Here is a 24,763-nt window from a genome sequence, read left to right as displayed (position 1 = left end):
TGCAGCTCACACGACTGCATTCAACATTTGCTGCGGGATACCCCGCGCAGTTCCGACGCGGGCCCGCATCCGGCCAATGACGTGCGACGACGCCCGCTGGCCGGACCGGATGAACCCGTTATGTTCAGCCTACCTGCTGTTCGTACTCGGATGCACTGAGCAATGAGTCCACGGCGTCGGCTTCGGCGAGCTTGATCTCGATCAGCCAGCCATCTCCATACGGATCAGTGTTGATCAGGGCCGAGTCCGTGTCGAGGGATTCGTTGCGGGCTACCACTTCACCGCTCACCGGGGCGTAGATGTCGCTGACGCTCTTGGTGGATTCCACCTCGCCCACCACTTCATTCGCGGTAACCTTGCTGCCGGCTTCAGGCATCTGGGCGTAGACAACATCTCCGAGGGCGTCCTGGGCGAAATCGGTAATGCCCACACGGACCACGCCGTCAGCGTTCGGTGCGGTCACCCACTCGTGCTCGGCAGTGTAGGACAGGTCTTCGGGAATGTTGCTCATCAGGGGCCTTTCATCGGGTCAATCACCAATGTCAACGGGGCCTGGGAAATAAGCCGCCGCTGAAAGTATAGGCACAAGTCCACGGGCGTTCGAGGATGATTCTGACATGATGGGACGCATGCGATCACAGGCACAGGAAACACCCAGGAAAAAGGGATACTGGGCGCCGCGGATCATCTTTAGCGGTGTTGCCCTTGCGTCAAAGATAGACGGGGAAGGCGCGGCCGAGCCAAAGCCCGCAGCAACTGACACGCCAGCTGACCGCGGGTAGTCCCATGCCGGAGCTACCCGAGGTTGCAGGCTTGGCTGGGTTCCTGGACGGACAACTGCGCGGGTCGGTGGTGGAGAAGGTCCAGATCGTATCGTTCGCCGTCCTGAAGACCGCAGATCCGCCTTACACCGCGCTGGAGGGGAGCACTGTTGCCGGTGTCCGGAGGTTCGGAAAGTTCATCTGCATCGACACCGACGGGTCCTCCTTCGTTTTCCATCTGGCACGGGCTGGTTGGGTCCGTTTCACCGACTCCCCTGCCGACACGCAACTCCGTCTGGGCAAGAGCTACATCGCCGCCAGGCTCACCTTCACCGGCCCGGATGGCCGCCACGGCATGGATCTCACCGAGGCAGGGACCAAAAAGAGCCTTGCAGTCTATGTAGTGCGCGATCCCCGCGATGTGCCGGGCATCGCAGCCCTCGGCCCGGACCCGTTCAGCGACGGGTTCGACGCCGACACGCTGGCGGAGATTCTCGGCTCCAGTTCCCAACAAATTAAGGGCCTCCTGCGGAGCCAAAGCGTTATTGCCGGGATCGGCAACGCCTACAGCGACGAGATCCTGCACGCGGCCAGGATCTCCCCCTTCGCCATCGCCAAATCCCTGGACCGCGCTACCGTGCAGGTTCTGTATGACTCGATCCACAGCATCCTCGGAACGGCCTTGGCCGAGGCCGCGGGGAAGCCGCCCAGTGAACTCAAGGACGTCAAGCGCAGCCATATGCGCGTTCATGCCCGGGCCGGAGAGGCATGCCCGGTCTGCGGCGACACCGTCCGGGAAGTCTCGTTCGCGGACACGGCCCTGCAGTACTGCCCCACCTGCCAGACGCATGGAAAGATCCTGGCGGACCGCAGGACATCCAAGTTCCTGAAGTAGGGACCGTATTGGCAGGCATGTTCTGCAGAAAACTTCCAGTAATGGAACCCTAAGTCTTCTAAAGCCGGAGCCACCTCAGTAGTGTGGATATCACGTCCCCCCTTCGAATACAAAGCGCGGACGGAAACTGTTTGCATGATGGCCCGGAAACCCGGCGCCCATCGCTTAAGTTCAGCGCCCATTTGGGCCTTTGTCATCTCAGTAAATCACCCACAGCGCCCTTCACATCGGTGAACCGGGGGCATTACAGGGTTCACTGTTTGTTGCGGGCGTTGGCACCCTCGAGCATGGTGCTTCCTGCGCACATACCGCGCCAGCGCACCTACCGGGCTTGGGAGACAACCGTAGACAGGCGAGTTTCGCAAAGGGGTGGCCAGCGCCCACTCACCTTGTTCATCTGTTCCTGCGGGTATCTATCAAATGATTACGTTTGGAAAATTCAATGAATAAAATATCGCGCTTCTTCGGTACTACTGTCCTCGCCGCAGGCCTGGCCCTCAGTGGTGCAGCCCTGACAGCCGGAGCAGCCTCTGCCAGCGACCATTCCAGAGATGGTAACCGGAGCTCGTCCTATCACAACGACCACGACAATAACGGCCACGACAAGGACGGCCGCGGCCGCTACGACAGGGACGGCTACGACAAGGACGGCTACAACAGGGAGGGCTACGACTGCGATGGGTACAACCGCTACGGTAATGACCGGCACGGCCATCACCGCACGTCGGATTCCTGGTACAGGGACAGCCGCGGCCACGTGCACTACATCATCATCATCGTGGGGTAGTGAATAGTCCGTATACGCCAAAGGGCCGTTTTCCGGTAGACAAACCGGAAAACGGCCCTTCATGGTCGGGCTGACAGGATTTGAACCTGCGACCCCTTGACCCCCAGTCAAGTGCGCTACCAAGCTGCGCTACAGCCCGTCAGTTCCGCCGTTCTCCGCTGCGTTTACTCCCGGTGTTACCCAGGATTTCAACTCAGCAGTCCGGCCGAACCACCTTGAAAAGCTTACACGATCCCGGAGGGTGCCGGTGACACTTTGCCACCTGCACGCCTCCGGTGTGTCGTAATTAACGCTGCTTGCCACGCTTTTCGCGCACGCGCATGTTGACCTCAATGGGAGTGCCTTCGAAACCGAAGGTCTCACGCAGCCTGCGGGTGATGAAGCGGCGGTAACCGGGGTCCAGGAATCCGGTGGTGAACAGCACGAACTTAGGCGGCCGGCTCGATGCCTGCGTGCCGAAGAGGATGCGCGGCTGCTTTCCGCCACGGACCGGATGCGGGTGCGCCGCCACCAATTCGCCCAGGAAGGCATTGAGCCTGCCGGTGGGGATGCGCTTGTCCCAGTTCTCCAGGGCCAGGTCCAGGGCGGGCACCAGACGGTCCTTGTGCCAACCCGTAAGCGCCGAAATGTTGACCCGGGGTGCCCAGGCCACGTGGGCCAGGTCCTGCTCAATTTCGCGTTCCAGGTACGTGCGGCGTTCGTCGTCGAGCAGGTCCCACTTGTTGAACGCCAACACGAGGGCCCGGCCGGACTCGATGGCCAGCTGAAGGATGCGGACATCCTGCTCGCTGAGCACCTCATCCACCGCGAGGAGCACGACGGCGACCTCCGCCTTCTCGAGCGCGGCCTGCGTACGCAGGGAGGCGTAGTAGTCCGCGCCCTGCGCCATGTGCTGACGGCGGCGGATGCCTGCCGTGTCCACAAAGCGCCAGGTGCGGCCACCGAGGTCAATGAATTCATCCACGGGGTCACGGGTGGTGCCGGCGGTGTTGTCCACCACCACGCGCTCGGAGCCCGCCAACTTGTTCAGCAGCGATGACTTACCCACGTTGGGGCGGCCAATCAGCGCAATGCGGCGCGGTCCGCCGGACCGTTCCAGGCCCTCAATGGTGGAGAACTCCGGGAGAGTGTCCATGACATGGTCCAGGAGGTCGGCTACGCCGCGGCCGTGCAGCGCCGAGACGGGGTACGGCTCGCCAAAGCCAAGGCCCCACAGCGTGGCGGAGTCAGCCTCCTGGGCAAAGTCATCCACCTTGTTGGCCACCATGATGACCGGCTTTTTGCTGCGGCGGAGCATCTTCATGACGCCCTCGTCAGTGGCCGTGGCCCCTACGGCCGAATCAACCACAAACAGCACGGCATCGGCGAGTTCCACGGCCATTTCGGCCTGTTCGGCCACACGCGCATGGATGCCGCGGGCATCGTGCTCCCACCCGCCGGTGTCCACCAGGGTGAAGTTGCGCCCGTTCCAGTGCGCCGAGTACATCACGCGGTCGCGCGTCACACCCGGAGTGTCTTCCACAACGGCTTCGCGGCGGCCGAGGATGCGGTTCACCAGTGTGGACTTGCCCACGTTGGGTCGGCCGATGATTGCCAGGACGGGGTCTAGCTTGACCGGGCCGTCGAAGTCTTCGTCGTCATAGTCCCCGCTCAGCAGGGCCGCGTCGTCCTCATCGAGGTCGTAGTCCGCCAGTCCGGCCCGGAGCGAGGCGGCACGAAGCTCCGCCTCGTCGTCGCCAATGGCGGCCAGCCGCTCGGCCACCTGGTCCGTGCCGGTGGGCGTGTATTCGTCTTCGCCGGCGCCGGAGGGGCCGGAGGTTTGAGTCGTATCGCTCATTGCACTTTCCTTAAGTGGTCATCTGCCGGCGTCCCGGCTACTGCTGTGAAGTTCGTGCGGGAATCCGCGTGGGGCAATGGCTGCCCACTGTGTTCGATAGTGTCCTGGACGTGCCCCGCCAGCGCAGCGCGGATTTCCATTCCCGCTCTGTCCATTGAAGCACGGCCTGTTTCGCCGGGGTTCCGACTGAGGGTCAGTGCGTTGCCGAAGCTGACGTGAAAACGCCGCCCTGGCCTGGGTACGGTGTCGAGGTGTTCGCTGCCCGTCCGGGTGCCGAGGATCGCCACTGGAACCACGGGTGCCCCCGAGTTCAGTGCCAGCCAGGCGACCCCCTTGTTGATGTCCGTCGCCTCCCCGCTCCCCCGCGTACCTTCCGGGAGAATCCCAATGCAGCGGCCGGCGTCGAGCACGTCCTTGCCCAGCAGCAGCGCCGCCCGGTCCCCGGAACGGTCCACTGAAAGCTGGCCGGAGGCGTGGAGGACCCGGCCCAGGAACCCTTTGAACATCTCCTTCTTAACGAGGATGTGCATGGGGCGAGGCGACGCGCCGAACATCACCGGCCCGTCCAGGAAGCTGATGTGGTTTCCGGCAAAAATAACCGGCCCGCCCGTGGGGACGTTGTGCCTGCCGGTGACGGACGTCCGGTACACCACGTGGTCCAACAGCCAGCCGACGGGCCGGCTCCAGGTCATGGTCAGGCCGGAGGGAAGCTTGGCGCGGTCAGTCACGGTTGAGGACCTTCGTCACGATCACCAGGGCGGCATCGACGGTTTCGGCGAAGTCCAGCTCAGAGGAATCGAGCGTGACCACGCCGTCGGCAGCCTGCGTGAAGTTCACCACCGTGGAATCCTTCGCGTCGCGCGCGGTGACTTGGGCGGCGAGCTGCTCCGCGTTTTGGGTGCCGCCCAGCTGGATGCCGCGGCGCCGGAGCCGTGCTTCCTCACTGGCAGTCAGCAGCATCCGGACTTCTGCGCCGGGCGCGACGACGGTAGTAATGTCCCGCCCTTCCACCACCATGCGGCGGTGGTGCTTTTCGATGAGTTCGCGCTGCCTGCGGATCAGTTCCGTCCGGGCGCCCAAGGTAGTGGCCACCGCACTGACCGCCGAGGAGATGGCGGGCTCACGGATGGCATCGGTGACGTCGGCCCCGTCCACCCGCACGTATTCCGCCTGGGGCGTGGTGCTCAGGTCCAGGACGAGGTCCCTGGCTGCCTGCTCCACGGCGGCGGCGTCGGCCAGATCGATTCCGCCGGTGACGCAGAACCAGGTGAGGGCACGATACATGGCGCCGGTGTCCAGGTAGGCAAGGTGCAGCCTGCGGGCCACTTCCCTGCTGACACTGGATTTGCCCGAGCCGGAAGGCCCGTCGATGGCCACCACCAGTGGCCTGCCGACGCGCAATGCTGGCACGGTGTCAAGAAGTTCCTGTGTCATTACTGCAGTACCCGCCATCCGCGGTCGTTGAGTGCTTCGATCAGGTGGTCATGCTTGTTCGGCAGCACGGAGAGTTCCACCATTCCCACGTTCTGTCCGGACGAATGGTCCAGCCTCAGGTCCTCCACGTTGACGCCGATTTCACCGATTTCGGTGAGCAGCCTGGCGATCTGACCCTGCCTGTCGTCAACCAGGACCGTCAGCCAGGCGTATGCCTGCGGCGGACCGCCGTGCTTGCCCGGAATGCGGGCCTGCCCGGCGTTTCCTTCGCTGATGAGTTGGGCCAGGTCCAGCCTGGCACCCGGCGCGAGGGGTTCCTCCAGGGTGCCGATGAGCCGGTTCAGGTCCTCGCGGACACCGTAGAGGATCTCCACCACCTTCGCCGCGTTGCCGCCCAGGATCTGAACCCACAGCTTCGGATCGCTGGCGGCGATCCGGGTCACGTCCCGCAGGCCATTGCCGGCAAGGGACAGCGAGTGCAGCGGTGTCCCTTGCAGCCGGCTGGCCAGCAGCGAAGACATGATCTGGGGCAGGTGCGAGACGAGAGCCACGGCCTGGTCGTGTTCGTCAGCCGTGAACTCCGAAATCACTGCTCCGAGATCGGTTGCCAGCGAACGGGCCGTCTGCACCGCAGCCGCGGATGATGCCGGGCCGGGGCAAACCACCCACGGCATGGACGTGAAGAGCTCGCCGCGGGCCGCAACGGGGCCTGACTTTTCGCGCCCCGCCATAGGGTGCGTGCCCACATAACGGGACATGTCCGCGCCGCTCCCCTGCAGCTCCGCCAGGATGGCAGCTTTGACGCTGGCGATGTCCACCACCACGGATTCCGGGTAGTCAGTCAGTGCCCGCGCCACAACAGTGGCTGTCACGTCCGGCGGTGCCGCCACCACCACAAGCTCCGGCGACTCATCCCCGAGTTGGTTCAACGGCTGGCCGGCGCCGATGTCCACAGCAACGGCCTGGTTGGTGGGCGACGGATCAGAGAGGAACACCGGCACGCCGCGCCCCCGCAGGCCCAGCCCGATGCTGGTCCCGAGCAGGCCGGTGCCAATCACCACGACCGGACCGTTGAGGTGTCCGCGCCCGTGTGAGCGAAATGCGGACATGCGTCAGAGCCCTACGGATGCCAGCAGATGGCCGACTTCCTGCTTGCCAAGGTTGCGGATGCTGCCCTGGCGCTGGTCGCCCAGGCCGATGGGGCCCACCTTGACGCGCACCAGGCGCAGGACCGGGAAGCCAACAGCGTCAAACAGACGCCGGACAATCCGGTTTTTGCCGGAGTGCAGGATCACTTCGATCAGCACGTGGCCCGGCGTGGAGTCAACCAGCTTGAACGAGTCCACATTGGCGAAGCCGTCCTCGAGCTCCACACCTTCCCTGAGCTGGGCACCGATCCCCTGCGGGAACGGACCACGGACCTGGACCAGGTAGGTCTTGGGGACCTCATAGGACGGGTGGGTCAGCCGGTTGGCCAGCTCGCCGTCGTTCGTCAGCAGCAGCAGCCCCTCGGTGGCGACGTCCAGCCGGCCCACGTGGAACAGGCGTTCGCCCTGGTGGGTCTTCCGCACGAAATCGCTGATGCAGGGACGGCCGTCGGGATCCTCCATGGTGGACACGACGCCCTTGGGCTTGTTGAAGACCATGTAGACCAGGTTTTCGTCCAGCTGGATGCGCAGTCCGTCCACGTGGATGATGGCTGTCTTGGGGTCCACGCGGACACCAAGCTCCGTGACGACCTGGCCGTCAACCTCTACGCGGCCTTCGGCGATCATTTCCTCGCAGACGCGGCGTGACGCCACGCCGGCCTGGGCCATAACCTTCTGCAGGCGGGTGCCGTCGGCGTCGTGCATTTCGGACTGCGGAACGTCACCGCGGGGTCCGCGCTTGCGGGAGGGCTTGCGTACCGGGCCAAGGTTCTGGCCGAAACGTTCGCTGCCAAAAGCACGGGAGGCTGCGGCCCCCGGCTTGCCCGCGCGTGGCTTGGGCTTGAGTGCCCCGGGAGTTCCCGGTGCTTTTTTGGCGCCCGGCTTCCGGGCAGCAGGCTTCCGCGATGAGGGGGCGGCTGGCTTCCAGCCGGAATCCCCGCCGCCGTCCGGCGAGGCCGGCGCATCGCCGGGATCAACGAAAGGCTCCTCGCGCGGCCGCGGTGCCTTGTAGGGGCGGTCGCCGCCGCCGAAACCGGCGTTGCGCTTGCCGGCGCCGGCACGGAAGCCGCCGCCCGCCGCGCTGGGACGGCCGGAGCCGCCCTGCGCCGGGTTACGGCCCGTGCCGCCCTGCGCCGGGTTACGGCTCGCCGGCGTACTGCGGCTCGCCGGGGTATTGCGGCTAGCCGGCGTACTGCGGCTCGCGCCGCCTTGCCCGGCATTGCGTTCTGAACTGTTGCGTCCCGAACTGTTACGTGGTGAACCCTGGCGTCCCGCCTGTGTCATGACCCGTCCTTCGATATGTTGACCGGCAAGTTGTCCAAAACAACCCTAACCAGCCGTGCAGAATTTATCTGCCCTTATGAATACTCTTGTGCGCAGGCGGGATTTCCCGCCTACATCCTGTCGGCGTCGTAGAACTCGGCGATGCCCTCGAGCCCCGGAAGATGGGGTGAGAGCTGCGGCAGTTCCGCCACGGAGCCGATTCCCATCCGTTCCAGGAAATACGAAGTAGTCCGGTAGAGGATGGCTCCCGACTCGGGATCGTTTCCCGAATCTTCGATCAGCCCGCGCTGGGTCAATGTCCGTACGACAGAATCGACATTGACTCCTCGAATTGCAGACACCCTGGCTCTGGAGACAGGCTGGCGATACGCGATGACGGCAAGTGTTTCCAGTGCCGCCTGCGTCAGCCTGGCCGTCTGACCCTCCAGCACAAACCGGCCAACAATATCGGCGAAGTCTGCGCGGGAATAGATCCGCCAGCCACCGGCGATGCTCCGCAATTCAAAACCCCGGGGGCTGGAGCTGAAACCAGCAACGCTGGCATCGTCCATGTCCGGGGCTTTAACAGTATAGCCGCTATACTCCTGCTGCAGGTCCGCAAGCAACTGCTCCACGGCGGCGACCGTCAGATTAAGGCCCGCGGCAAGTTCCGTGGCCGTGGCAGGCTGGTCGAGGACCATCAGGACCGCTTCGAGTGCAGCCTTGGCACCTCCGGGGAGTCCGTGGACATCCGGATATTCCTGGTCATCATCAATTGCCGGCGCCGTGGGAGTGGCCGAAAAGTCCTCAGTCACGGTTGCTCCTCATACTCTTCGCTTAAATTTTCTGTTGACCAGTCCGTACCGTCCGCCGACCAGTGCACCGTAAGGTCACCCAGCGGCGACAGCTGGTCAAAGGAGACCGCCCTGTCACGGAACATTTCCAGCAACGCCAGGAAACGGGCCACCACCACCAGGGTGGACTCGGCGTCGGCAATCAGCGCCCGGAAGGACAGTGGTTGCCCCGACTGAAGCCGCAGGCCCAGGATCTCCGCCTGTTCCTTGACGCTGACGGCACTGCCGTGAAGGTGCGCCAGGCCCACTTCAGTGGGTTTGGGCGCCTTTGGCTGCAGGGCGGCTTCGGCCAGGCGCGCGAATTGCTGCGGCGTGTGTTTCCACACCAGCTCCGGAAGCATGGCCGCGAAGTGCTCCTCCAAGGCAACCTGCCGAGGGAAACGCTGTGCCTCCTGCTCCAGGCTGTCGGCCATCAGCGCGGCCACCTGCTTGAACGCCTTGTACTGGAGCAAGCGGGCAAACAGGAGGTCGCGGGCCTCCAGCCGGGCGATGTCTTCGTCGTCCTCCACCTCGCCGGCCGGCAGCAGCCGTGCCGCCTTAAGGTCCAGGAGCGTGGCTGCGATGACGAGGAATTCGCTGGCTTCGTCCAGCGCCCATTCCTCTCCCAGCTTCTGGAGCTTCCTGATGTACTTGATGAACTCATCAGTGACGGTGGCGATGGCCACCTCGGTAATGTCCAGCTGATGTTTGGCGATGAGGCCCAGCAGGAGGTCAAACGGCCCCGTGAAGTTGGCCAGCCGCACCTCAAAGCCGGGCTTGGACTCAGCCACGGCCTGGCTAGGGTGCGCCGCCGCGGGAAATCAGTTCCTTGGCCAGGCGGCGGTAGGCATCCGCGCCGATGTGGTTCCCTGCGTAGCTGGTGATCGGTTCGGCCGCCACCGTGGCGTCGGCGAACTTAATGGAGCGCTTGATGACGGTCTCGAACACCTTGTCGCCGAAGGCTTCCACCAGGCGGCTGATGACTTCGCGGCTGTGCAGGGTGCGGGCGTCGTACATGGTGGCGAGGACGCCGTCCACCTGCAGGCGGGGATTGAGCCTGTCCTGGACCTTGTCGATGGTTTCCACCAGCAGTGCAACCGCACGGAGGGCGAAGAACTCACAAATCAGCGGGATGATCACGCCGTGCGCGGCAGTGAGGGCGTTGACGGTCAGCAGGCCCAGCGACGGCTGGCAGTCGATCAGGACGACGTCGTAGTCGTCCTCAACTTTCTTCAACGCCCGGTCCAGGACCTGTTCGCGGGCCACCTCGTTGACAAGCTGCACCTCGGCGGCCGAGAGGTCGATGTTGGCCGGGAGCAGATCGACGTTTTCGACGCCGGTCTGGTGGATGGCATCGCGGATATCCACTTTGCGGTCCATCAGGACGTTGTAGACAGTCAGGTCCAGTTCGTGGGGATTGATGCCCAGGCCTGCGGACAGTGCGCCTTGGGGATCAAAGTCAACCAGCAGCACCCTGCGGCCGTACTCGGCGAGGGCCGCTGCCAGGTTGATGGTGGACGTGGTCTTGCCTACGCCACCTTTTTGGTTGACCATGGCGATCACCCGCGCGGGACCGTGGGACGACAGCGGTGCGGGTTCCGGAAATTCGCGGTGGGGGCGCCCGGTGGGACCCATCACGGCGTCTTCCAGATCGAGTTCCGTGCCTTCCAGAGTTGCCGAACCCTGTTCGCTGCTCACGTATCTATCCACACTTTCGATGACGGTGATTCTTCCTGCCGCTGATGATCCAGCGCCGATCCTGCTTTTCACCTAGGCTACAGGTCCCGACACGGCATTCGAGGGAACTTGACTTTGTAAGCATTCTGAGCCTTGACCTTCTACTAGAGGTCGAAGGTTGCCCTCGCTGACAGAGAAACCGCCCCTGCAGCAGGGCTGCCGGGGCGGTTTCTCTGTCAGGATCAGAAGGGATTTTAGGCGTGCGCCGCTACCTCTGAGGTGGCGGCGGACGTGCCCATCCGGTCGCCGTGGCCTGCGATCATGGTCTGCTCGTCGAAGGGGCGTTCGCCGGAAAGCACCTTGGTGACCTGCTCGCCGTCGATCTCCTTGACCCAGGTGCCAATGAGGACAGTGGCCACCGCGTTGCCGGTGAAGTTGGTCAGGGCCCGGGCCTCGGACATAAACCGGTCAATGCCGACGATCATACCCACGCCACCGAGCAGCTGGGGCGCGTGGGCCTGCAGGCCCGCAGCCAGCGTGGCCAAGCCTGCCCCGGTGACGCCGGCGGCACCCTTGGAGGCGATGATCATGAAGATCAGCAGGGAAACCTGGGCGCCGAGATCCATCGGCATGTCCATCGCGTTCGCCACGAACAGCGACGCCATGGTCAGGTAGATGGCGGTGCCGTCCAGGTTGAACGAGTAACCGGTCGGAACCGTGACACCCACAACCGGCTTGGAGACGCCCAGGTGTTCCATCTTGGCGATCAGGCGAGGCAGTGCTGCTTCGGAAGATGAGGTGGAGAAGATCAGGAGGTATTCGCGGGCCAGGTACTTCATCAGCTTGAAGATGTTGACGCCTGCAACCACCTGCAGGATGCCGCCGAGGATGACCACGATGAACAGTGCACAGGTGATATAGAACGCCACCATCAGCGTGAACATGCTCACGATCGCCTGGAAGCCGGTGGCGCCAACCACTGCGGCGATGGCACCGAAGGCACCCACGGGGGCGAGCCACATGATCATGATGAGGATGCGGAAGACCAGTCCCTGGCCGTGCCCGATGGCCTTAAGGATCGGGGCACCCTGCGGGCCCATCTTCTGCAGGGCAAACCCGACAAGGATGGCTGCAAGGAGCGTGGGCAGGACAGGGATATCACTGGGGATGATGCCCAGCAGGAAGTCCACAGTGCTGTCAGTGGCGGCCTTCTTGTTGGGATCGTACGGCGTCAGCTTGAGGCCCTCACCCGGGTGGATCAGGTTGCCCACCACCAGGCCGATGGCCAGTGCAAAGGTGGACATGATTAAGAAGTACCCAAGCGCCAGGCCACCCACCTTGCCGACCGTTGCGGCTTTGGCGATGGAACCGATACCCAGGACGATGGTGCAGAAGATGATGGGTGCAATCATCATCTTGATGAGCTTGATAAAGCCATCGCCGAGGGGCTTCAGCGATTTGCCGACCTCGGGGAACAGCAGACCGACTACAGCGCCCAGGATCACGGCGGCAATTACGGCGATGTAGAGGTAGTGGGATTTGTCGAGGCCCTTGCGGGCGGCCTTCGCAGGCGCTGCTGACTCTCCTCGTTGAGAAGCCATGATGTGTCTCCTTATATGGATAATCTGGTAGACGCTGCGGCGCATTCTCTGGGCTCATCGCGTCGGTCTGGTGTGATATCCATCATTGGGCACACCGTGACTTAGCTCACCGTTGCGTTCATATTGGTCATGGGAGGTGCTTGATGATCCACCGCTGGAGTATCGCCCGCAGGCTGTTTGTTGCCAATCTGCTGATTGTGCTTGCCTTCATCGCGATCGTGGGCACTGCAACCTACCTCGATGCCCGGGACCGCAGCTATGAGGAAGCAGCACGGCGGATGACCGGGGTGGCGGCTGCCGTCGCAGCCAATCCCCTGGTCCTGCAGGCTGCTGACACCCAGGATCCGTCGGCGTTGCTGCAGCCGTATGCGCTGGACGTCATGGCGGGTTCCGGAGCGGACTTCCTGACGATCATGGCACCGGACAGGACACGCTGGACACATCCCCGGAATGAGGAACTCGGCAAGCCGTACATCGGTTCCATTGATGCTCCTCTACGCGGTGAAGTGTTCACCGAGGTCACGGCCGGAACGCTGGGGCCGTCGGTGCGGACGGTTGTCCCGGTCAAGGATGCGGCAGGAAAAGTCAGGGCCCTCGTGGCCGCGGGTGTCACCGTCCGGACGGTCGACGTGGCCCTGTCCGGGCGGTTACCCGCCCTGCTGGCCATCGGCCTCGCCCTGCTGGTAGGCGGATCGCTGGCCTCCTGGCTGTTGGGCCGGTACCTGCGACGCGTCACCAGGGGCTGGGGCCCCGAGCAACTCGCGCAGTTGTTTGCCTATTACGAATCGGTGCTTCACTCCGTCCGGGAAGGACTCATCCTTATTGACACCAAGGGCAGGGTGGTGATGTACAACGACCAGGCAGCTGACCTGCTGGGCCTGGAACCCCGCGGCTCGGGCGACGATCCGTCCCGGCCACCGCTGCTGGCCGACCTTCCGCTGGCGCCGAGCCTGAAGGGTCTCTTTGAATCGGGCCGGACGGCCCTCGATGAGATCCACCTGACGGGCCCGCGGATCGTAGTGGTTAACCAGGGCCCGGCCGTGGGGCCAGCCTCCCCCGGCATCCGCCGCCCTGCTGTCTTCGGGACCGTTGCCACCATCCGCGACCGGACGGAGATCGAGTCGCTGGGCAGTGAACTGGAGACGATGCGGACGCTGTCCGATGCCCTCCGTGCCCAGACCCACGAGCACGCCAACCGGCTGCACACCATGGTTTCGCTGCTGGAACTGGGCCGCACCCGGGAGGCCTTGGACTTCGCCACGAAGGACCTCGAGCTGAGCCAGCAGCTCACGGACGAGATGGTGAGCTCCGTGGACGAACCGGTTCTCAGCGCCCTGATCATGGGGAAAGCGGCCGAGGCAAATGAACGCGGCGTCAAGCTGACGCTCGCTGCTCAAGGGTCCGCTGCTGTCACCGGCCTGGCCATCCAGGATCTTGTCACCATCCTGGGAAACCTCCTGGACAACGCGATCGACGCGGCCGCGGACGGCGGGATACCAAAGTTGGTGCAGCTGACGGTTGAATCCGATGCAGAGGGTCTGGACATCACGGTGGAGGATTCGGGGCCGGGCGTGGACCCGGCCGCCGTGGAGGACATTTTCCGGCACGGCTTTAGCACTAAGGCAGCGGGTCCTTTTGGACGCGGCATTGGACTGGCCCTCGTCCGCCAGGCGGTGCAGCGCCTGGACGGTACCATGACCATCACAGGCACGCGCGGCGCACGCTTCCATGTCTTCCTGCCAGCCCTGGCCACCGGAATCGATAAAGAGGAGCAGATCCTGTGAGTGATATCCGCGTCCTCGTGGTGGAGGACGAACCGGTGGCATCGGCCGCCCATGCGGCCTATGTGGGCCGGATTCCCGGGTTCTCGCTGGCAGGCACCGCACCTGACGGCCAGTCCGCGCTGAGGCTCCTGACGGAGCTCGCGGCCGCCGGCCAACCGGTGGAACTCGTCCTGCTGGACATGAACCTCCCGGATCTGCACGGCCTGGACATTGCCCGGCGGATGCGGGCCGCAGGCATCCTGGCCGACATCATCGCGATTACGGCCGTACGCGAGGTGGCGATCGTCCGGAGCGCGGTTGCCATCGGCGTGGTCCAGTACCTGATCAAGCCCTTCACGTATGCCACCTTTGCGGACAAGCTGGGCAGCTACCGGCTGTTCCGGCAGCAGCTGGCAGCGCCGGCAGCCGGGGCGGGCAGGGCCGGGGCGTCCCAAAGCGAAGTGGACCAGGCGTTCGCAAGCCTCCGGGCGCCGTCGGAACTGCCGCTGCCTAAAGGCCTGTCCGGCTCCACCCTCGACTCCGTCAAGGAGTACCTGAAACGGCAAGGAAGCGCAGTTTCAGCCACCGAGGTCATGACGGCGCTGGGCATGTCCCGGGTGACCGCCCGCCGGTACCTCGAATACCTTGCCGACGCCGGCACGGCCACGCGGGCACCGCGCTACGGCACGCCCGGCCGCCCGGAGAACGAATACGGCTGGAAACGGGCCTAAGCGGCACCGTCCGGCCGGAGCACACCCAGCAACTGCGCAATCACCTCCGGGTCCTCAATGGTCGAGGGCACAACATATTCGTCGCCGTCGGCAATCTGGCGCATCGTCTTGCGCAGGATCTTGCCCGACCTCGTCTTCGGGAGGGCCTGAACCACCGTTGCGTGCTTGAAATCGGCCACGGGTCCAATGTCCTTCCGGACCAGGGCAACCAGCTCGCGGACCAGCTCGGCCTCGTCGGTGTCCACGCCGGCTTTGAGCACCACGTAGCCACTGGCACGCTGCCCCTTGAGGGCGTCTGCCACGCCGATCACAGCGCATTCCGCCACAGCCGGGTGGCTGGAGATGACCTGCTCAATCGCACCCGTGGACAGCCGGTGGCCTGCCACGTTGATGATGTCATCGGTGCGGCCCATCACGAAGACGTAGCCATCGGCGTCCCGGTAGCCGCTGTCCCCCGTCACGTAGCTGCCCTCGAAAGCCGCCAGGTAGGAGGACACGTAGCGGTCATCGTTCTGCCAGAGCGTGGTGAGGGTGCCGGGAGGCAGAGGCAGCCCCAGGACGATGTTCCCCTCTTCCCCCTGGTCCACCGGCTCGCCGGAACCGTCCACGATGCTCAGGGCATAGCCGGGCATGGGCACTGTGGGTGAGCCGGGTTTGAAGGGCAAGTCCTCCAAACCGCGCGGGTTGGCGCAAATTGCCCAGCCGGTCTCGGTCTGCCACCAGTGGTCCACCACGGGGACGCCCAGGGCCGCGCCGGCCCACTTGTAAGTTTCCGTGTCGAGCCTTTCCCCGGCCGCAAACAGCGTCCGGAGGCTCGAGATGTCATAGCGGGCCAGCTCTGCGGCCTGGGGGTCTGCCTTCCGGATTGCCCGGAGGGCAGTAGGGGCTGTGAACAGGACATTCACGTGGTGGTCCTGGACAACGCGCCAGAACGCGCCGGCGTCGGGGGTGCCCACGGGTTTGCCCTCGTACAGGACCGTTGTGGCGCCGGCCAGCAGGGGGCCGTAAACGATATACGAGTGGCCAACCACCCAGCCGACATCCGAGGCTGTCCACATCACGTCGCCGGGACCAATGTCGTAGATGTTCTCCATGGTCCAGGAAAGCGCGACGGCGTGGCCGCCGTTGTCCCGCACCACACCCTTGGGCGTCCCGGTGGTGCCGGAGGTGTAGAGAATGTAGAGCGGATCCGTTGCGGCCACGTCCACGGGTGCCGCGGGGACGGCGCCTTCCATGGCGAGGTCCCAATCGAGCCACCCGGGGAATTCAGACAGTGGGGCGGCGAAACCTTCCCGGCCTTTGACGATGACAGGGAGCGCGCCGGCGCTGCTCAGGGCCAGGGCCTCGGCAACGGCAGGCAGATACTCCACCCGCCGGGAAGGTTCAATGCCGCCCGAGGCGGTGACAATGATAGATGGCTTGGCGTCGTCAATCCGGGCTGCCACCTCCTTCGGCGCGAAGCCGCCAAACACCACAGAATGCACTGCCCCCAGCCGTGCGGTCGCCAGCATGGCAATGGCCGCTTCGGGAATCATGGGCATGTAGATGACCACGCGATCACCCTTGCCCACGCCCTGCGAGCGCAACACCCCGGCGAACCGTGCCACGAGTGCGGTCAGTTCGGCATAGGTGAAGCTGCGTTTGATTCCCAGCATCGCAGAATCGTAAATGAGGGCGTCCTGGTGCCCGCGGCCGGCTTCGACGTGGCGGTCCAGGGCGTTATAGGAGGTATTCAGCATGCCGTCCGGAAACCAGCGGTACAGCGGGGCCGCCGAGTCATCCAGCGCCTCCGATGGTTCCCTGCTCCACGCCACGGCCTTGGAAGCTTCCAGCCAGAAGTCGTCCCGCTTTTCCAGGCTCCGTGCGTAGGTGTCCCGATAGTTCGTGCTGGCCATTGCTCTGCTCCTGTCGACTCTGACATCTTGCGCTCCATGCTATGCCGACTGCGCGTTCCGGACAAGGGTTTTGTATACATAGAGAACAGATTTACCGCAATTATCACCCAAATGCTTGGGCTTCACTGTGGTTTATGTATACACTGGCACCATCCACGGAAAGAGGGGAGGCAACCTTGCGAGCCAGCGACAAAGCCTATGCGGCACTCCGCGAAGACATCATCGAATGGCGCCTCGCGCCAGGTACCGTCCTCGCCGAAGTGGAACAGTCTGAACGCCTCGGCGTGTCCCGCACCCCGGTCCGGGAGGCGCTCAGCAGGCTGAACGCAGAAGGGCTCACGACGGCGGCGGGCGGCCGCGGCGTCGTCGTCACCGATATCTCCCTGGACGACATCGACGAGATGTTCGAGCTCCGTGAGACTCTCGAGGGCAAGGCGGCGGCCCTCGCTGCCGAACGCGGCGAGCGCGCCGTGTTCGAACAGCTCCACGCCGACCTTCTGCGCGCACCCGAACTGATCAGCCAGGACGATCCCGCCCGGCATGCCTACTACGCCCTGGTGGGACGCCTCGACGAGGCGATCGACGCCGCCATCTCCAACTCCTACCTCGCCCAGGCGATGCGCAGCCTGCGGGTCCACCTGGTCCGGGTCCGCCGCCTCGCGGCCGACGACGCACCGCGCCTGAACGCGGCCGCCGTCGAACACGCAGCGATTGCCGAGGCCATCGCCGCAGGCAACGCCAGACTCGCCGAAGCAGCCACCACCCTGCATCTGCACCGCAGCCTCTCCCACGTCAAAGCCACCCACTCACCTACTGAGGAGCACCATGGTTAAGCTCAACCACGTCCGTGTCTACAAGAGCGAAGAGAACCTCGCCCGTGAAGACCAACTGGCCCACAAGATCGCAGAGGTCGCCGCCGACCCCGTCGAGGTCACCCCGGACGTCACCGAGATGGTCATCAACCGGGTCATCGACAACGCGTCCGTCGCCATCGCTTCCCTGAACCGCGGGCCCATCGTCGCCGCCCGCGCCCAGGCACTGACCCACGCACCCACCACGAACGGCAAGGGCTCCGGCGTCTTTGGCATCACCGACAGGGTCTCCCCCGAATGGGCAGCCTGGGCCAACGGCGTGGCCGTCCGCGAACTCGACTACCACGACACCTTCCTCGCGGCTGACTACTCCCACCCCGGCGACAACATCCCGCCGATCCTCGCCGTTGCACAGCACGTCGGGGCCAGCGGCCGGGACCTGATCCGCGGCATCGCCACCGGCTACGAGATCCAGGTCAACCTGGTCAAGGCCATCTGCCTGCATAAACACAAGATCGACCACGTGGCACACCTCGGCCCGTCCGCCGCTGCCGGCATCGGCACGCTCCTGGGCCTCGACGTCGAGACCATCTTCCAGTCCGTCGGCCAGGCGCTGCACACCACCACCGCCACCCGCCAGTCCCGGAAGGGCGAGATTTCCACGTGGAAGGCCCACGCTCCCGCGTTCGCCGGCAAGATGGCCGTCGAAGCCGTGGACCGCGCCATGCGCGGCCAGACCTCCCCCGTGCCGATCTACGAGGGCGAAGACGGTGTCATCGCCTGGATGCTGGACGGCCCGGAAGCGTCCTACGAGGTTCCGCTGCCCGAAGCAGGCGAAGCAAAGCGCGCCATCATGGACACCTACACCAAGGAACACTCGGCCGAATACCAGGCCCAGGCCTGGATCGACCTTGCCCGCAAGCTGCACAAGGAACACCCGGAGGCCACCGACCCCGCCAACGTGAAGTCGGTCCTGATCAAGACCAGCCACCACACCCACTACGTGATCGGTTCCGGCGCGAACGACCCCCAGAAGTACAGCCCCACGGCAAGCCGCGAAACCCTGGACCACTCCATCCCGTACATCTTCACCGTCGCCCTGCAGGACGGCTCCTGGCACCACGTTGATTCCTACGCCCCGGTGCGGGCCGGCCGGCCCGACACGGTGGAGCTGTGGCACAAGGTCACCACTGAGGAAGATCCTGAATGGACCCGCCGCTACCACTCGCTGGACATCGCAGAGAAGGCCTTCGGCGGCTCCGTGGAGATCACCCTGAACGACGGCACCGTTATTACCGATGAGATCGCCGTGGCCGACGCACACCCGCTCGGGGCCCGGCCCTTCGCCCGCCAGCAGTACATCAACAAGTTCCGCACGCTGGCGGCCGGTCTCGTCGCCGAGCAGGAAATCGAGCGTTTCCTCGCGGCCGCCGTAAGCCTCCCGGACCTGGGCCCGGGCGAGCTTGACCAGCTGAACATCACCGCCGCCCCCGGCGTGATCAACCTCAGCGACGCACCCGCAGGCCTCTTCTAGGCCTTCCTATTCCGACCTCCGACAGGGAGAACCCATGCTGTACTCCAAGACAACCCCGGAGCAGAAGCGCGTCGCACTGCGCCAGATGCTCGCCTCCGGCACCATCCAGCAGTTCCCCGGCGCCTTCAGTCCGCTCTCGGCACGGCTGATCGAGGAGAAGGGCTTCGCCGGCGTGTATGTCTCCGGTGCCGTGCTGGCCAACGACCTTGGCCTGCCGGACATCGGATTGACCACGCTCACCGAGGTGGCCACCCGTGCCGGGCAGATCGCCCGCATGACCGACCTGCCCACGCTGGTGGACGCCGACACCGGGTTCGGCGAGCCCATGAACGTGGCCCGCAGCATCCAGGAACTCGAAAACGCCGGCCTGGCCGGCTGCCACATCGAGGACCAGTTCAACCCCAAGCGCTGCGGCCATCTGGACGGCAAAAATGTGGTTGACCTGGACACCGCCACCAAGCGCATCCGCGCTGCAGCTGATGCGCGCAGGGATCCAAACTTCCTCATCATGGCCCGCACCGACATCCGGGCCGTGGACGGGATCGAGGCGGCACAGGACCGCGCCAAGGCACTGGTGGGGGCCGGCGCGGACGCCATCTTCCCGGAGGCGATGAGGGACTTGTCCGAGTTCCAGGCCATCCGCGATGCCGTGGACGTGCCGATCCTGGCCAACATGACCGAATTCGGCAAGAGCGACCTGTTCACGGTCGACCAGCTGCAGTCCGTGGGCGTCAACATGGTGATCTACCCGGTCACCCTCCTCCGCATTGCCATGGGAGCTGCAGAGCGTACGCTGGAAACAATCAAGGCAACAGGGTCGCAGCAAGCACAGGTGGAGAACATGCTCACCCGTGCGCGGCTCTATGACCTTGTGGACTATGAGGCCTACAACCACTTCGATACCGGCGTTTTCAACTTCCAGATTCCCGGCGTCCGCTAGGACCCGAATCCCGCAAGAACGAAGGAGTTCAACATGGCTGCTGAAGATATCAAGAAGGGCCTGGCCGGCGTCGTGGTGGACTACACCGCGGTCTCCAAGGTCAACCCCGACACCAACTCGCTGCTGTACCGCGGCTACCCGGTCCAGGAGCTGGCCGCAAAGTGCAGCTTCGAGGAAGTGGCCTTCCTGCTCTGGAACGGCGAACTGCCCACACCGGAGGAGCTTGCGGAATTTACCAAGCGCGAGCGCGCCGGCCGTGCCCTCGATCCGGTGGTAAAGCAGGTTATCGACGCCCTGCCCACCACCGCACACCCCATGGACGTGTGCCGGACGGCGGCGTCCGTGCTGGGCGCGCGGCATAAGCTCGCCGAGGACTCTTCACCCGAGGCGAACATGGCCAAGGCCGTGGATCTTTTTGCCGCCATGCCCGCAGTGGTCGCCTACGACCAGCGGCGCCGCCGCGGCCAGGACGTGGTGGAACCGCGGGATGACCTGGGTTACTCAGCCAACTTCCTGTGGATGGCATTTGGGGAAGACCCGGTGGACGAGGTCATTGAGGCCTTCAACGTCTCAATGATCCTGTACGCGGAGCACTCGTTCAACGCTTCGACGTTCACGGCTCGGGTGGTCACCTCGACCCTTGCTGACCTTCATTCGGCCGTGACGGCTGCCATCGGCGCCCTCAAGGGGCCCTTGCACGGCGGCGCCAACGAGGCCGTGATGCACACGTTCGACGAGATCGGCATCCGGCCCGAGGAATCGCTGGAGGAAGCCGCCGCCCGGGCGAAGACCTGGATGGAGGACGCCCTGGCGCAGAAGAAGAAAGTCATGGGCTTCGGCCACCGTGTCTACAAACACGGCGATTCCCGCGTCCCCACCATGAAGGCCGCGCTGGACAAGATGATCGCCCACTACGGGCGGCCGGAGCTGCTGGGGCTGTACAACGGGCTCGAGCAGGCCATGGACGAGGCGAAGGCCATCAAGCCGAACCTCGACTACCCGGCGGGCCCCACCTACCACCTCATGGGCTTCGATACCCCCACGTTCACGCCGCTCTTCGTGGCCAGCCGGATCACCGGGTGGACCGCGCACATTATGGAGCAGGCCGCCTCGAACTCGCTGATCCGGCCGCTGAGCGAATACAACGGTCCGGAGGAACGGCACGTGCCGTAAAAACGTTTCAGGAACGCACGACGGCGGGCCGGTCACCTTTCGGGGTGGCTGGCCCGCCGTTGGTGTGTCGGGGTCAGCGGGTTGAGTAGTCCAGCACTTCGCGGACGGTTTCGTTGTCATCGTTCAGGACCACGGTGAGGCGTAGCAAGGACCCGTCCAGCGCCAGCGGCAGCCAGTGGGCTGCGTCCTGCCACATCCGCTCAACTGGCAAGGAACCGACGTCGAACCATTCCGGCGCGATCTCCACGCTCTCGGATGGCTCCCCGTCCCAGCGCTCCGTCACGAACAGGCGGGTGGTCATGCTCCAGTCCGGCCGGGCCGGGAAGTCGAAGACCACCACACCGGCGTCGCGGAGGTCCGTTTTACGGACAACCACGCCCGCTTCCTCCTGCACTTCGCGGCAGGCAGCCTCTTCATCGGTCTCCCCCGGCTCAACATGGCCGCCAAGACCAACGATCTTGCCCATCCCAAAGCCGGTCTTCTTCGTTCCCAGCAGGACCTGGCGCATTCCGTCGGACTCGCGGGTGAGAAAGCACAGCGTGACAGGGGTGAACGTCATGCCTTCAACCTTATCGCCGAGGTGGCCGGCACCCCGACGATCCCGGTGTGGATTCGCTGCTCAGGGGACCACCACCGGGCCTTCCCCCACAAGCTGGGGCCGGAGCTCTACCGGAATCCCCTTCAGTGCGAATTCCTGGTCCATCGCTTCCTGCGCAGTCACCCGCTGGCCGTTCTGCGAGACGTCGTTGTTCAAAGCCTGGAACTTCCAGCTGAATACTGTGGACCAGGGCGCCTGTACGTCAAAAAGGAAGCGCCCGTCCTGCAGCCTGGCCACGTGGTACCAGGCGTTGCCTCCGTCGAGTTGAAGAGCCTTGGCCCCGTCGTCGGAAATTTCATACACGAGCCAGCCTTCCGCGCAACCAAGCACCGTGTAGTAATGCTGCTCAGCTTCAGGAATCGGCTTAATGGCTGGTGCCTGGGTCTGGAAAAGCTGGTCGATGTTGGCCACGATGCACGGCACTCCCCCGGTGGCCCGGACTCCCGGGGTGGCGGCGGGACTGGCCGACGGCGACGGGGCGGCTTCGGTGGTGGCGCTCTGGGACGGAGTGGCATCGGTGGTGCCGGCCGGGGCGGGCACCGGCTGCGACGCCCCCATTCCGTTGGCCACAACCACAGCGCCGACCACGGCGGCAGCGGCAAGGGTGACAACTGCCGCGCGGACAGCTGTCCGGCGGTGGGACCTGCCCCCGGAGAGTGGCACCACGTTGGGATCATCTGAAAAGGCGAGGGAAGGGGCGGCTGCCGGCGCGGTCCGTGGTTCCACCACATGTGGTTTGGCATCCTTCATGAGCTGTTCAATCCGGTCCATGACTAACCCTTCCGTTCGTTCATGAGGTGCGCGGGGGCGGCGTTGGCAAAGGCCCGGCGTGCCCGGTGCAGCCGGACGGCGGCGGTCGATGGAGAACATCCCAGCGCCTGTGCCAGCTCGGCGGCGGTCAGGTCGTCCCAGTAGCTGAGCATCAGAACCTCGCGGTTCCGCTCGTTGAGCCGGAGCAGGACATCTGCCACGGCGCCCTGTTCTTCATTGTTGGGGCCGGGGGCCTGGCTCCGTGCCTGGTCTTTGAGGCGTTCGATAAGTTCGAGGCGTCGACGGCGGCCCCTGTATTCGTTGCTGAGCACCTTCCGGGCGGTGGCCAGCAGCCAGCCTATGCCGGGAGGTTCTGCAGGCCTTTTTTCCCAGGCGATCCTGAAAACGTCCGCCGCCAGTTCCTCGGCACGTAACTGGTCGTTGATGCGATAGGCGATGTAGCGGTAGACACGGGTGAAATGTTGAGTGTGCAGGTCGATAAAGTCGTGTTCACTGGCTGCCAACATAGTGTTCCCCCGGCATCGGATGACCTTGGTGTTAACCACTAAGTGTCCCGCGGCGCCGTGATTCTTACAGTCCGGCGAAGATATTTTCGCCGGACTGGGGAATTGGGATGGATCCCCGGCTGTCAGCCCAGTGCCCGCGGGTGGGCGGCGGCATAGATTTCGCGGAGGGTGTCCGCTGTGACCAGGGTATAGACCTGGGTTGTGGTGACGGAGGCGTGGCCCAGCAGTTCCTGCACCACGCGGACATCAGCTCCGCCCTCCAGCAGGTGCGTCGCGAAGGAGTGCCTCAAGGTGTGCGGCGAAACGTCCTTGGTGATGTTGGCTTTATCAGCTGCCGCCTTCAGGATGGTCCAGGCGCTCTGCCGGCTGATCCTTCCGCCCCTCGCGTTCAGGAAGAGAGCCGGCGTGCCTTTGCCCTTTGCTGCCAGCAGCGGGCGGCCCCGCACGAGGTACGCGTCCAGGGCCCGGGCCCCGTACGAGCCGAGCGGCACCAGCCGTTCCTTGGATCCCTTGCCGAACAGCCGGACCACCGCAGGCCCTTCTTCAGGGTCCTGGAGGGAAATATCGTCCACGTCCAAGCCCACGGCCTCGCTGATCCTGGCCCCGGTGGAGTAGAGGAATTCAAGCAGTGCTCGGTCCCGCAGTCCGGTGGCGGTGTCTGTGCCGGCCGCTTCGAGGATGCGGGTGACTTCGTCCACGCTGATGGCTTTGGGCAGCCTTTTGCCCGGCATGGGCGGGTGGACGTCGCTGGCAGGATCCGTCGTCGTCAGCCCTTCCAGCGCCCAAAACTTATGCAGGCCGCGGACAGCCACCACCGTCCTGGCCGCGGACCTGACACCCAGGGCGGTGCCGCCGTCGGAACCGTCGTTGAGAGCCAGGACAAACCCTGTCACATGGTGGCGGGTGATCTGGTCCGGGCTTTCGCAGCCCTGTGCCTTTAGGTAGCGGGAGTACCGAGCCAGGTCACGACGGTACGCGGCGAGCGTGTTCGCGGCCAGCCCGCGTTCGACGCCCATGTGCTGGAGATACCCCGTGACGGCGCGGTCGATAGGACTCTGGGGAGGGACGGGTACTTCCGGAGACGCCACGTCCGGGGCCGCGGCTTCCGCTGACGGGGAGGCTGTCATCAGCGCTGGCTGGGGTGCGCTGGCCAGGATGCACCGGCGGGGCGCAGCCCGGAAAACCCGTCAGCGCGCGCTGCTGCTGCGGCCAGGACCCCGACCACGGCGGACGGGTTGTGCAGCCGTCCGGCCAGGACGCCGGCCACGGCTTCGTCGAGGGAGATCCAGTGGAATTCGATTTCCGCTTCCTCATGGGTCCGTTCGTGGCGCTCGTGGTGAGGCACTTCGGTGAGGTCGCGGGCGAGGTAGATCCTGATGGCCTCGCTGGAGGAACCCGGTGAATTGAAAAAGTCGGCCAGGACATTCCAGGTGGCCGCCGTGAGGTCTGCTTCTTCAGCCAACTCGCGGGCGGCGCCCACCACAAAATCCTCGCCTTCCACGTCCAACAGGCCGGCCGGGATTTCCCAGAGGTCCATGCCCACGGGGTGGCGGTACTGCCTGATGAGCAGGACCTCACCGGCGTCGTTCATCGGCAGAACCGCAACCGCGCCGGGGTGGTCGATGTAGTCGCGGGTCAGGGCCTCGCCGGTCTCGCTCAGTTGAAAGCTGTCGCTGACAACGTCCCAGATCCGGCCTTCATAGACCTTCTCCGTAGACAAAAGACGGCGCGGGCTCGGTGCATCCGAAACCTGCTTTGCAGCTGGAGTCGTCTCAGGTGTACCGGGCATCGCGCCGTCCTCTAC

At 64.8% G+C, this 24,763-nt stretch carries 24 protein-coding genes and 1 tRNA gene; 8 read left to right on the top strand and 17 right to left on the bottom strand.

Features of this window, described 5'->3' with window-relative positions:
- Nucleotides 1–124 precede the first annotated feature (124 nt).
- Nucleotides 125–511: a glycine cleavage system protein GcvH gene (gene gcvH, locus AC1MCD_RS07795; RefSeq protein ID WP_190988958.1), complete on the bottom strand. Its 387-nt coding sequence runs from the start codon at nt 509–511 to the stop codon at nt 125–127.
- Between the two features lie 275 nt (nt 512–786).
- Here gcvH and AC1MCD_RS07790 point away from each other — a divergent pair, with 275 nt between their 5' ends.
- Nucleotides 787–1,656 carry an Fpg/Nei family DNA glycosylase gene (locus tag AC1MCD_RS07790; RefSeq protein WP_498677381.1) on the top strand — a complete coding sequence of 290 codons (870 nt, stop codon included), beginning with the start codon at nt 787–789 and terminating at the stop codon, nt 1,654–1,656.
- Between the two features lie 442 nt (nt 1,657–2,098).
- Nucleotides 2,099–2,443 carry a hypothetical protein gene (locus AC1MCD_RS07785; RefSeq protein ID WP_498677377.1) on the top strand — a complete coding sequence of 115 codons (345 nt, stop codon included), beginning with the start codon at nt 2,099–2,101 and terminating at the stop codon, nt 2,441–2,443.
- A 62-nt stretch (nt 2,444–2,505) separates the two neighbouring features.
- Here AC1MCD_RS07785 and AC1MCD_RS07780 read toward each other — a convergent pair.
- The 10 genes from AC1MCD_RS07780 to AC1MCD_RS07735 form a co-directional block, all read right to left on the bottom strand.
- Nucleotides 2,506–2,582, bottom strand: a tRNA-Pro gene (locus AC1MCD_RS07780).
- Nucleotides 2,583–2,729: 147 nt separating this feature from the next.
- Nucleotides 2,730–4,280: a ribosome biogenesis GTPase Der gene (gene der / locus AC1MCD_RS07775; protein ID WP_190988961.1), complete on the bottom strand. Its 1,551-nt coding sequence runs from the start codon at nt 4,278–4,280 to the stop codon at nt 2,730–2,732.
- Nucleotides 4,277–4,972, bottom strand: a complete 696-nt coding sequence (locus AC1MCD_RS07770) for a lysophospholipid acyltransferase family protein (RefSeq protein WP_498678233.1) — start codon at nt 4,970–4,972, stop codon at nt 4,277–4,279. The genes der and AC1MCD_RS07770 overlap by 4 nt, the downstream gene beginning before the upstream one ends.
- A 28-nt stretch (nt 4,973–5,000) precedes the next feature.
- Nucleotides 5,001–5,714, bottom strand: coding sequence for a (d)CMP kinase (gene cmk / locus AC1MCD_RS07765; RefSeq protein WP_498677372.1), 714 nt, complete (start codon nt 5,712–5,714; stop codon nt 5,001–5,003).
- A complete protein-coding gene (locus AC1MCD_RS07760; protein ID WP_498677369.1) occupies nt 5,714–6,823 on the bottom strand; it encodes a prephenate dehydrogenase in 1,110 nt (369 codons plus the stop codon). The genes cmk and AC1MCD_RS07760 overlap by 1 nt, the downstream gene beginning before the upstream one ends.
- A gap of 3 nt (nt 6,824–6,826) precedes the next feature.
- The gene (locus AC1MCD_RS07755; RefSeq protein ID WP_498677367.1) at nt 6,827–8,146 is read right to left on the bottom strand and encodes a pseudouridine synthase; all 1,320 of its coding nucleotides are present in this window, start codon (nt 8,144–8,146) and stop codon (nt 6,827–6,829) included.
- A gap of 110 nt (nt 8,147–8,256) precedes the next feature.
- Nucleotides 8,257–8,826 carry an SMC-Scp complex subunit ScpB gene (gene scpB / locus AC1MCD_RS07750; protein WP_498678231.1) on the bottom strand — a complete coding sequence of 190 codons (570 nt, stop codon included), beginning with the start codon at nt 8,824–8,826 and terminating at the stop codon, nt 8,257–8,259.
- Nucleotides 8,827–8,936: 110 nt separating this feature from the next.
- Entirely contained in the window at nt 8,937–9,749 is an 813-nt protein-coding gene (locus tag AC1MCD_RS07745) for a segregation and condensation protein A (protein ID WP_498677365.1), read from the bottom strand.
- A 7-nt stretch (nt 9,750–9,756) separates the two neighbouring features.
- The gene (locus tag AC1MCD_RS07740) at nt 9,757–10,656 is read right to left on the bottom strand and encodes a ParA family protein (RefSeq protein ID WP_477711758.1); all 900 of its coding nucleotides are present in this window, start codon (nt 10,654–10,656) and stop codon (nt 9,757–9,759) included.
- Between the two features lie 233 nt (nt 10,657–10,889).
- The gene (locus AC1MCD_RS07735; RefSeq protein ID WP_498677361.1) at nt 10,890–12,236 is read right to left on the bottom strand and encodes a cation:dicarboxylate symporter family transporter; all 1,347 of its coding nucleotides are present in this window, start codon (nt 12,234–12,236) and stop codon (nt 10,890–10,892) included.
- 143 nt (nt 12,237–12,379) lie between these two features.
- Here AC1MCD_RS07735 and AC1MCD_RS07730 point away from each other — a divergent pair, with 143 nt between their 5' ends.
- Together AC1MCD_RS07730 and AC1MCD_RS07725 are read left to right on the top strand one after the other, a co-directional pair.
- On the top strand, nt 12,380–14,020 hold the full coding sequence (locus tag AC1MCD_RS07730; RefSeq protein ID WP_498677360.1) for a sensor histidine kinase: 1,641 nt from the start codon (nt 12,380–12,382) through the stop codon (nt 14,018–14,020).
- The gene (locus AC1MCD_RS07725; RefSeq protein WP_498677358.1) at nt 14,017–14,730 is read left to right on the top strand and encodes a response regulator; all 714 of its coding nucleotides are present in this window, start codon (nt 14,017–14,019) and stop codon (nt 14,728–14,730) included. Before AC1MCD_RS07730 ends, AC1MCD_RS07725 begins: the two co-directional genes overlap by 4 nt.
- Here AC1MCD_RS07725 and AC1MCD_RS07720 read toward each other — a convergent pair.
- Nucleotides 14,727–16,625: an AMP-binding protein gene (locus tag AC1MCD_RS07720; protein WP_498677356.1), complete on the bottom strand. Its 1,899-nt coding sequence runs from the start codon at nt 16,623–16,625 to the stop codon at nt 14,727–14,729. The two genes, AC1MCD_RS07725 and AC1MCD_RS07720, sit on opposite strands and share 4 nt — an antisense overlap.
- Nucleotides 16,626–16,801: 176 nt before the next feature.
- Between AC1MCD_RS07720 and AC1MCD_RS07715 the strand changes: the two genes are divergently transcribed.
- Genes AC1MCD_RS07715 through AC1MCD_RS07700 form a run of 4 tightly spaced genes read left to right on the top strand, consistent with a single transcriptional unit; the run spans nt 16,802 to nt 21,084 of the window.
- Entirely contained in the window at nt 16,802–17,458 is a 657-nt protein-coding gene (locus AC1MCD_RS07715; protein WP_190988971.1) for a GntR family transcriptional regulator, read from the top strand.
- Nucleotides 17,451–18,971: an MmgE/PrpD family protein gene (locus AC1MCD_RS07710; RefSeq protein ID WP_498677353.1), complete on the top strand. Its 1,521-nt coding sequence runs from the start codon at nt 17,451–17,453 to the stop codon at nt 18,969–18,971. Before AC1MCD_RS07715 ends, AC1MCD_RS07710 begins: the two co-directional genes overlap by 8 nt.
- Nucleotides 18,972–19,005: 34 nt before the next feature.
- Nucleotides 19,006–19,911: a methylisocitrate lyase gene (gene prpB, locus AC1MCD_RS07705; protein ID WP_498677351.1), complete on the top strand. Its 906-nt coding sequence runs from the start codon at nt 19,006–19,008 to the stop codon at nt 19,909–19,911.
- Between the two features lie 33 nt (nt 19,912–19,944).
- Nucleotides 19,945–21,084 carry a bifunctional 2-methylcitrate synthase/citrate synthase gene (locus tag AC1MCD_RS07700; RefSeq protein WP_498677350.1) on the top strand — a complete coding sequence of 380 codons (1,140 nt, stop codon included), beginning with the start codon at nt 19,945–19,947 and terminating at the stop codon, nt 21,082–21,084.
- Between the two features lie 73 nt (nt 21,085–21,157).
- On the opposite strand, the gene AC1MCD_RS07695 is transcribed toward AC1MCD_RS07700, so the two are convergent.
- The 5 genes from AC1MCD_RS07695 to AC1MCD_RS07675 all read right to left on the bottom strand — a co-directional run bounded on the left by AC1MCD_RS07695 (nt 21,158) and on the right by AC1MCD_RS07675 (nt 24,748).
- The gene (locus AC1MCD_RS07695) at nt 21,158–21,643 is read right to left on the bottom strand and encodes an 8-oxo-dGTP diphosphatase (protein WP_498677349.1); all 486 of its coding nucleotides are present in this window, start codon (nt 21,641–21,643) and stop codon (nt 21,158–21,160) included.
- A gap of 60 nt (nt 21,644–21,703) precedes the next feature.
- Nucleotides 21,704–22,453: a hypothetical protein gene (locus AC1MCD_RS07690; RefSeq protein WP_498677348.1), complete on the bottom strand. Its 750-nt coding sequence runs from the start codon at nt 22,451–22,453 to the stop codon at nt 21,704–21,706.
- 2 nt (nt 22,454–22,455) lie between these two features.
- Nucleotides 22,456–22,959: an RNA polymerase sigma factor gene (locus AC1MCD_RS07685; RefSeq protein ID WP_498677346.1), complete on the bottom strand. Its 504-nt coding sequence runs from the start codon at nt 22,957–22,959 to the stop codon at nt 22,456–22,458.
- Between the two features lie 122 nt (nt 22,960–23,081).
- Entirely contained in the window at nt 23,082–24,086 is a 1,005-nt protein-coding gene (xerD, locus tag AC1MCD_RS07680; protein WP_498677344.1) for a site-specific tyrosine recombinase XerD, read from the bottom strand.
- Nucleotides 24,086–24,748 carry an NUDIX domain-containing protein gene (locus tag AC1MCD_RS07675; RefSeq protein ID WP_498677342.1) on the bottom strand — a complete coding sequence of 221 codons (663 nt, stop codon included), beginning with the start codon at nt 24,746–24,748 and terminating at the stop codon, nt 24,086–24,088. Before AC1MCD_RS07675 ends, xerD begins: the two co-directional genes overlap by 1 nt.
- Between the last annotated feature and the right edge of the window lie 15 nt (nt 24,749–24,763).

The sequence above is a fragment of the Arthrobacter sp. BF1 genome (genome assembly GCF_056680215.1).
This window is presented reverse-complemented; position numbering and strand designations above follow the sequence as displayed.

Bases quoted from the DNA above. Each gene is read 5' to 3' on its own strand.
- AC1MCD_RS07760 (WP_498677369.1), bottom strand. From the start codon at position 6,823: ATGTCCGCATTTCGCTCACACGGGCGCGGACACCTCAACGGTCCGGTC.
- AC1MCD_RS07735 (WP_498677361.1), bottom strand. From the start codon at position 12,236: ATGGCTTCTCAACGAGGAGAGTCAGCAGCGCCTGCGAAGGCCGCCCGC.
- scpB (WP_498678231.1), bottom strand. From the start codon at position 8,826: ATGGTCCTCGACCAGCCTGCCACGGCCACGGAACTTGCCGCGGGCCTT.
- AC1MCD_RS07690 (WP_498677348.1), bottom strand. From the start codon at position 22,453: ATGGACCGGATTGAACAGCTCATGAAGGATGCCAAACCACATGTGGTG.
- AC1MCD_RS07685 (WP_498677346.1), bottom strand. From the start codon at position 22,959: ATGTTGGCAGCCAGTGAACACGACTTTATCGACCTGCACACTCAACAT.
- der (WP_190988961.1), bottom strand. From the start codon at position 4,280: ATGAGCGATACGACTCAAACCTCCGGCCCCTCCGGCGCCGGCGAAGAC.
- AC1MCD_RS07755 (WP_498677367.1), bottom strand. From the start codon at position 8,146: ATGACACAGGCGGGACGCCAGGGTTCACCACGTAACAGTTCGGGACGC.
- AC1MCD_RS07770 (WP_498678233.1), bottom strand. From the start codon at position 4,972: ATGACCTGGAGCCGGCCCGTCGGCTGGCTGTTGGACCACGTGGTGTAC.
- prpB (WP_498677351.1), top strand. From the start codon at position 19,006: ATGCTGTACTCCAAGACAACCCCGGAGCAGAAGCGCGTCGCACTGCGC.
- AC1MCD_RS07710 (WP_498677353.1), top strand. From the start codon at position 17,451: ATGGTTAAGCTCAACCACGTCCGTGTCTACAAGAGCGAAGAGAACCTC.
- xerD (WP_498677344.1), bottom strand. From the start codon at position 24,086: ATGACAGCCTCCCCGTCAGCGGAAGCCGCGGCCCCGGACGTGGCGTCT.
- AC1MCD_RS07675 (WP_498677342.1), bottom strand. From the start codon at position 24,748: ATGCCCGGTACACCTGAGACGACTCCAGCTGCAAAGCAGGTTTCGGAT.
- gcvH (WP_190988958.1), bottom strand. From the start codon at position 511: ATGAGCAACATTCCCGAAGACCTGTCCTACACTGCCGAGCACGAGTGG.
- AC1MCD_RS07785 (WP_498677377.1), top strand. From the start codon at position 2,099: ATGAATAAAATATCGCGCTTCTTCGGTACTACTGTCCTCGCCGCAGGC.
- AC1MCD_RS07700 (WP_498677350.1), top strand. From the start codon at position 19,945: ATGGCTGCTGAAGATATCAAGAAGGGCCTGGCCGGCGTCGTGGTGGAC.
- AC1MCD_RS07730 (WP_498677360.1), top strand. From the start codon at position 12,380: ATGATCCACCGCTGGAGTATCGCCCGCAGGCTGTTTGTTGCCAATCTG.
- AC1MCD_RS07720 (WP_498677356.1), bottom strand. From the start codon at position 16,625: ATGGCCAGCACGAACTATCGGGACACCTACGCACGGAGCCTGGAAAAG.
- cmk (WP_498677372.1), bottom strand. From the start codon at position 5,714: ATGACACAGGAACTTCTTGACACCGTGCCAGCATTGCGCGTCGGCAGG.
- AC1MCD_RS07695 (WP_498677349.1), bottom strand. From the start codon at position 21,643: ATGACGTTCACCCCTGTCACGCTGTGCTTTCTCACCCGCGAGTCCGAC.
- AC1MCD_RS07790 (WP_498677381.1), top strand. From the start codon at position 787: ATGCCGGAGCTACCCGAGGTTGCAGGCTTGGCTGGGTTCCTGGACGGA.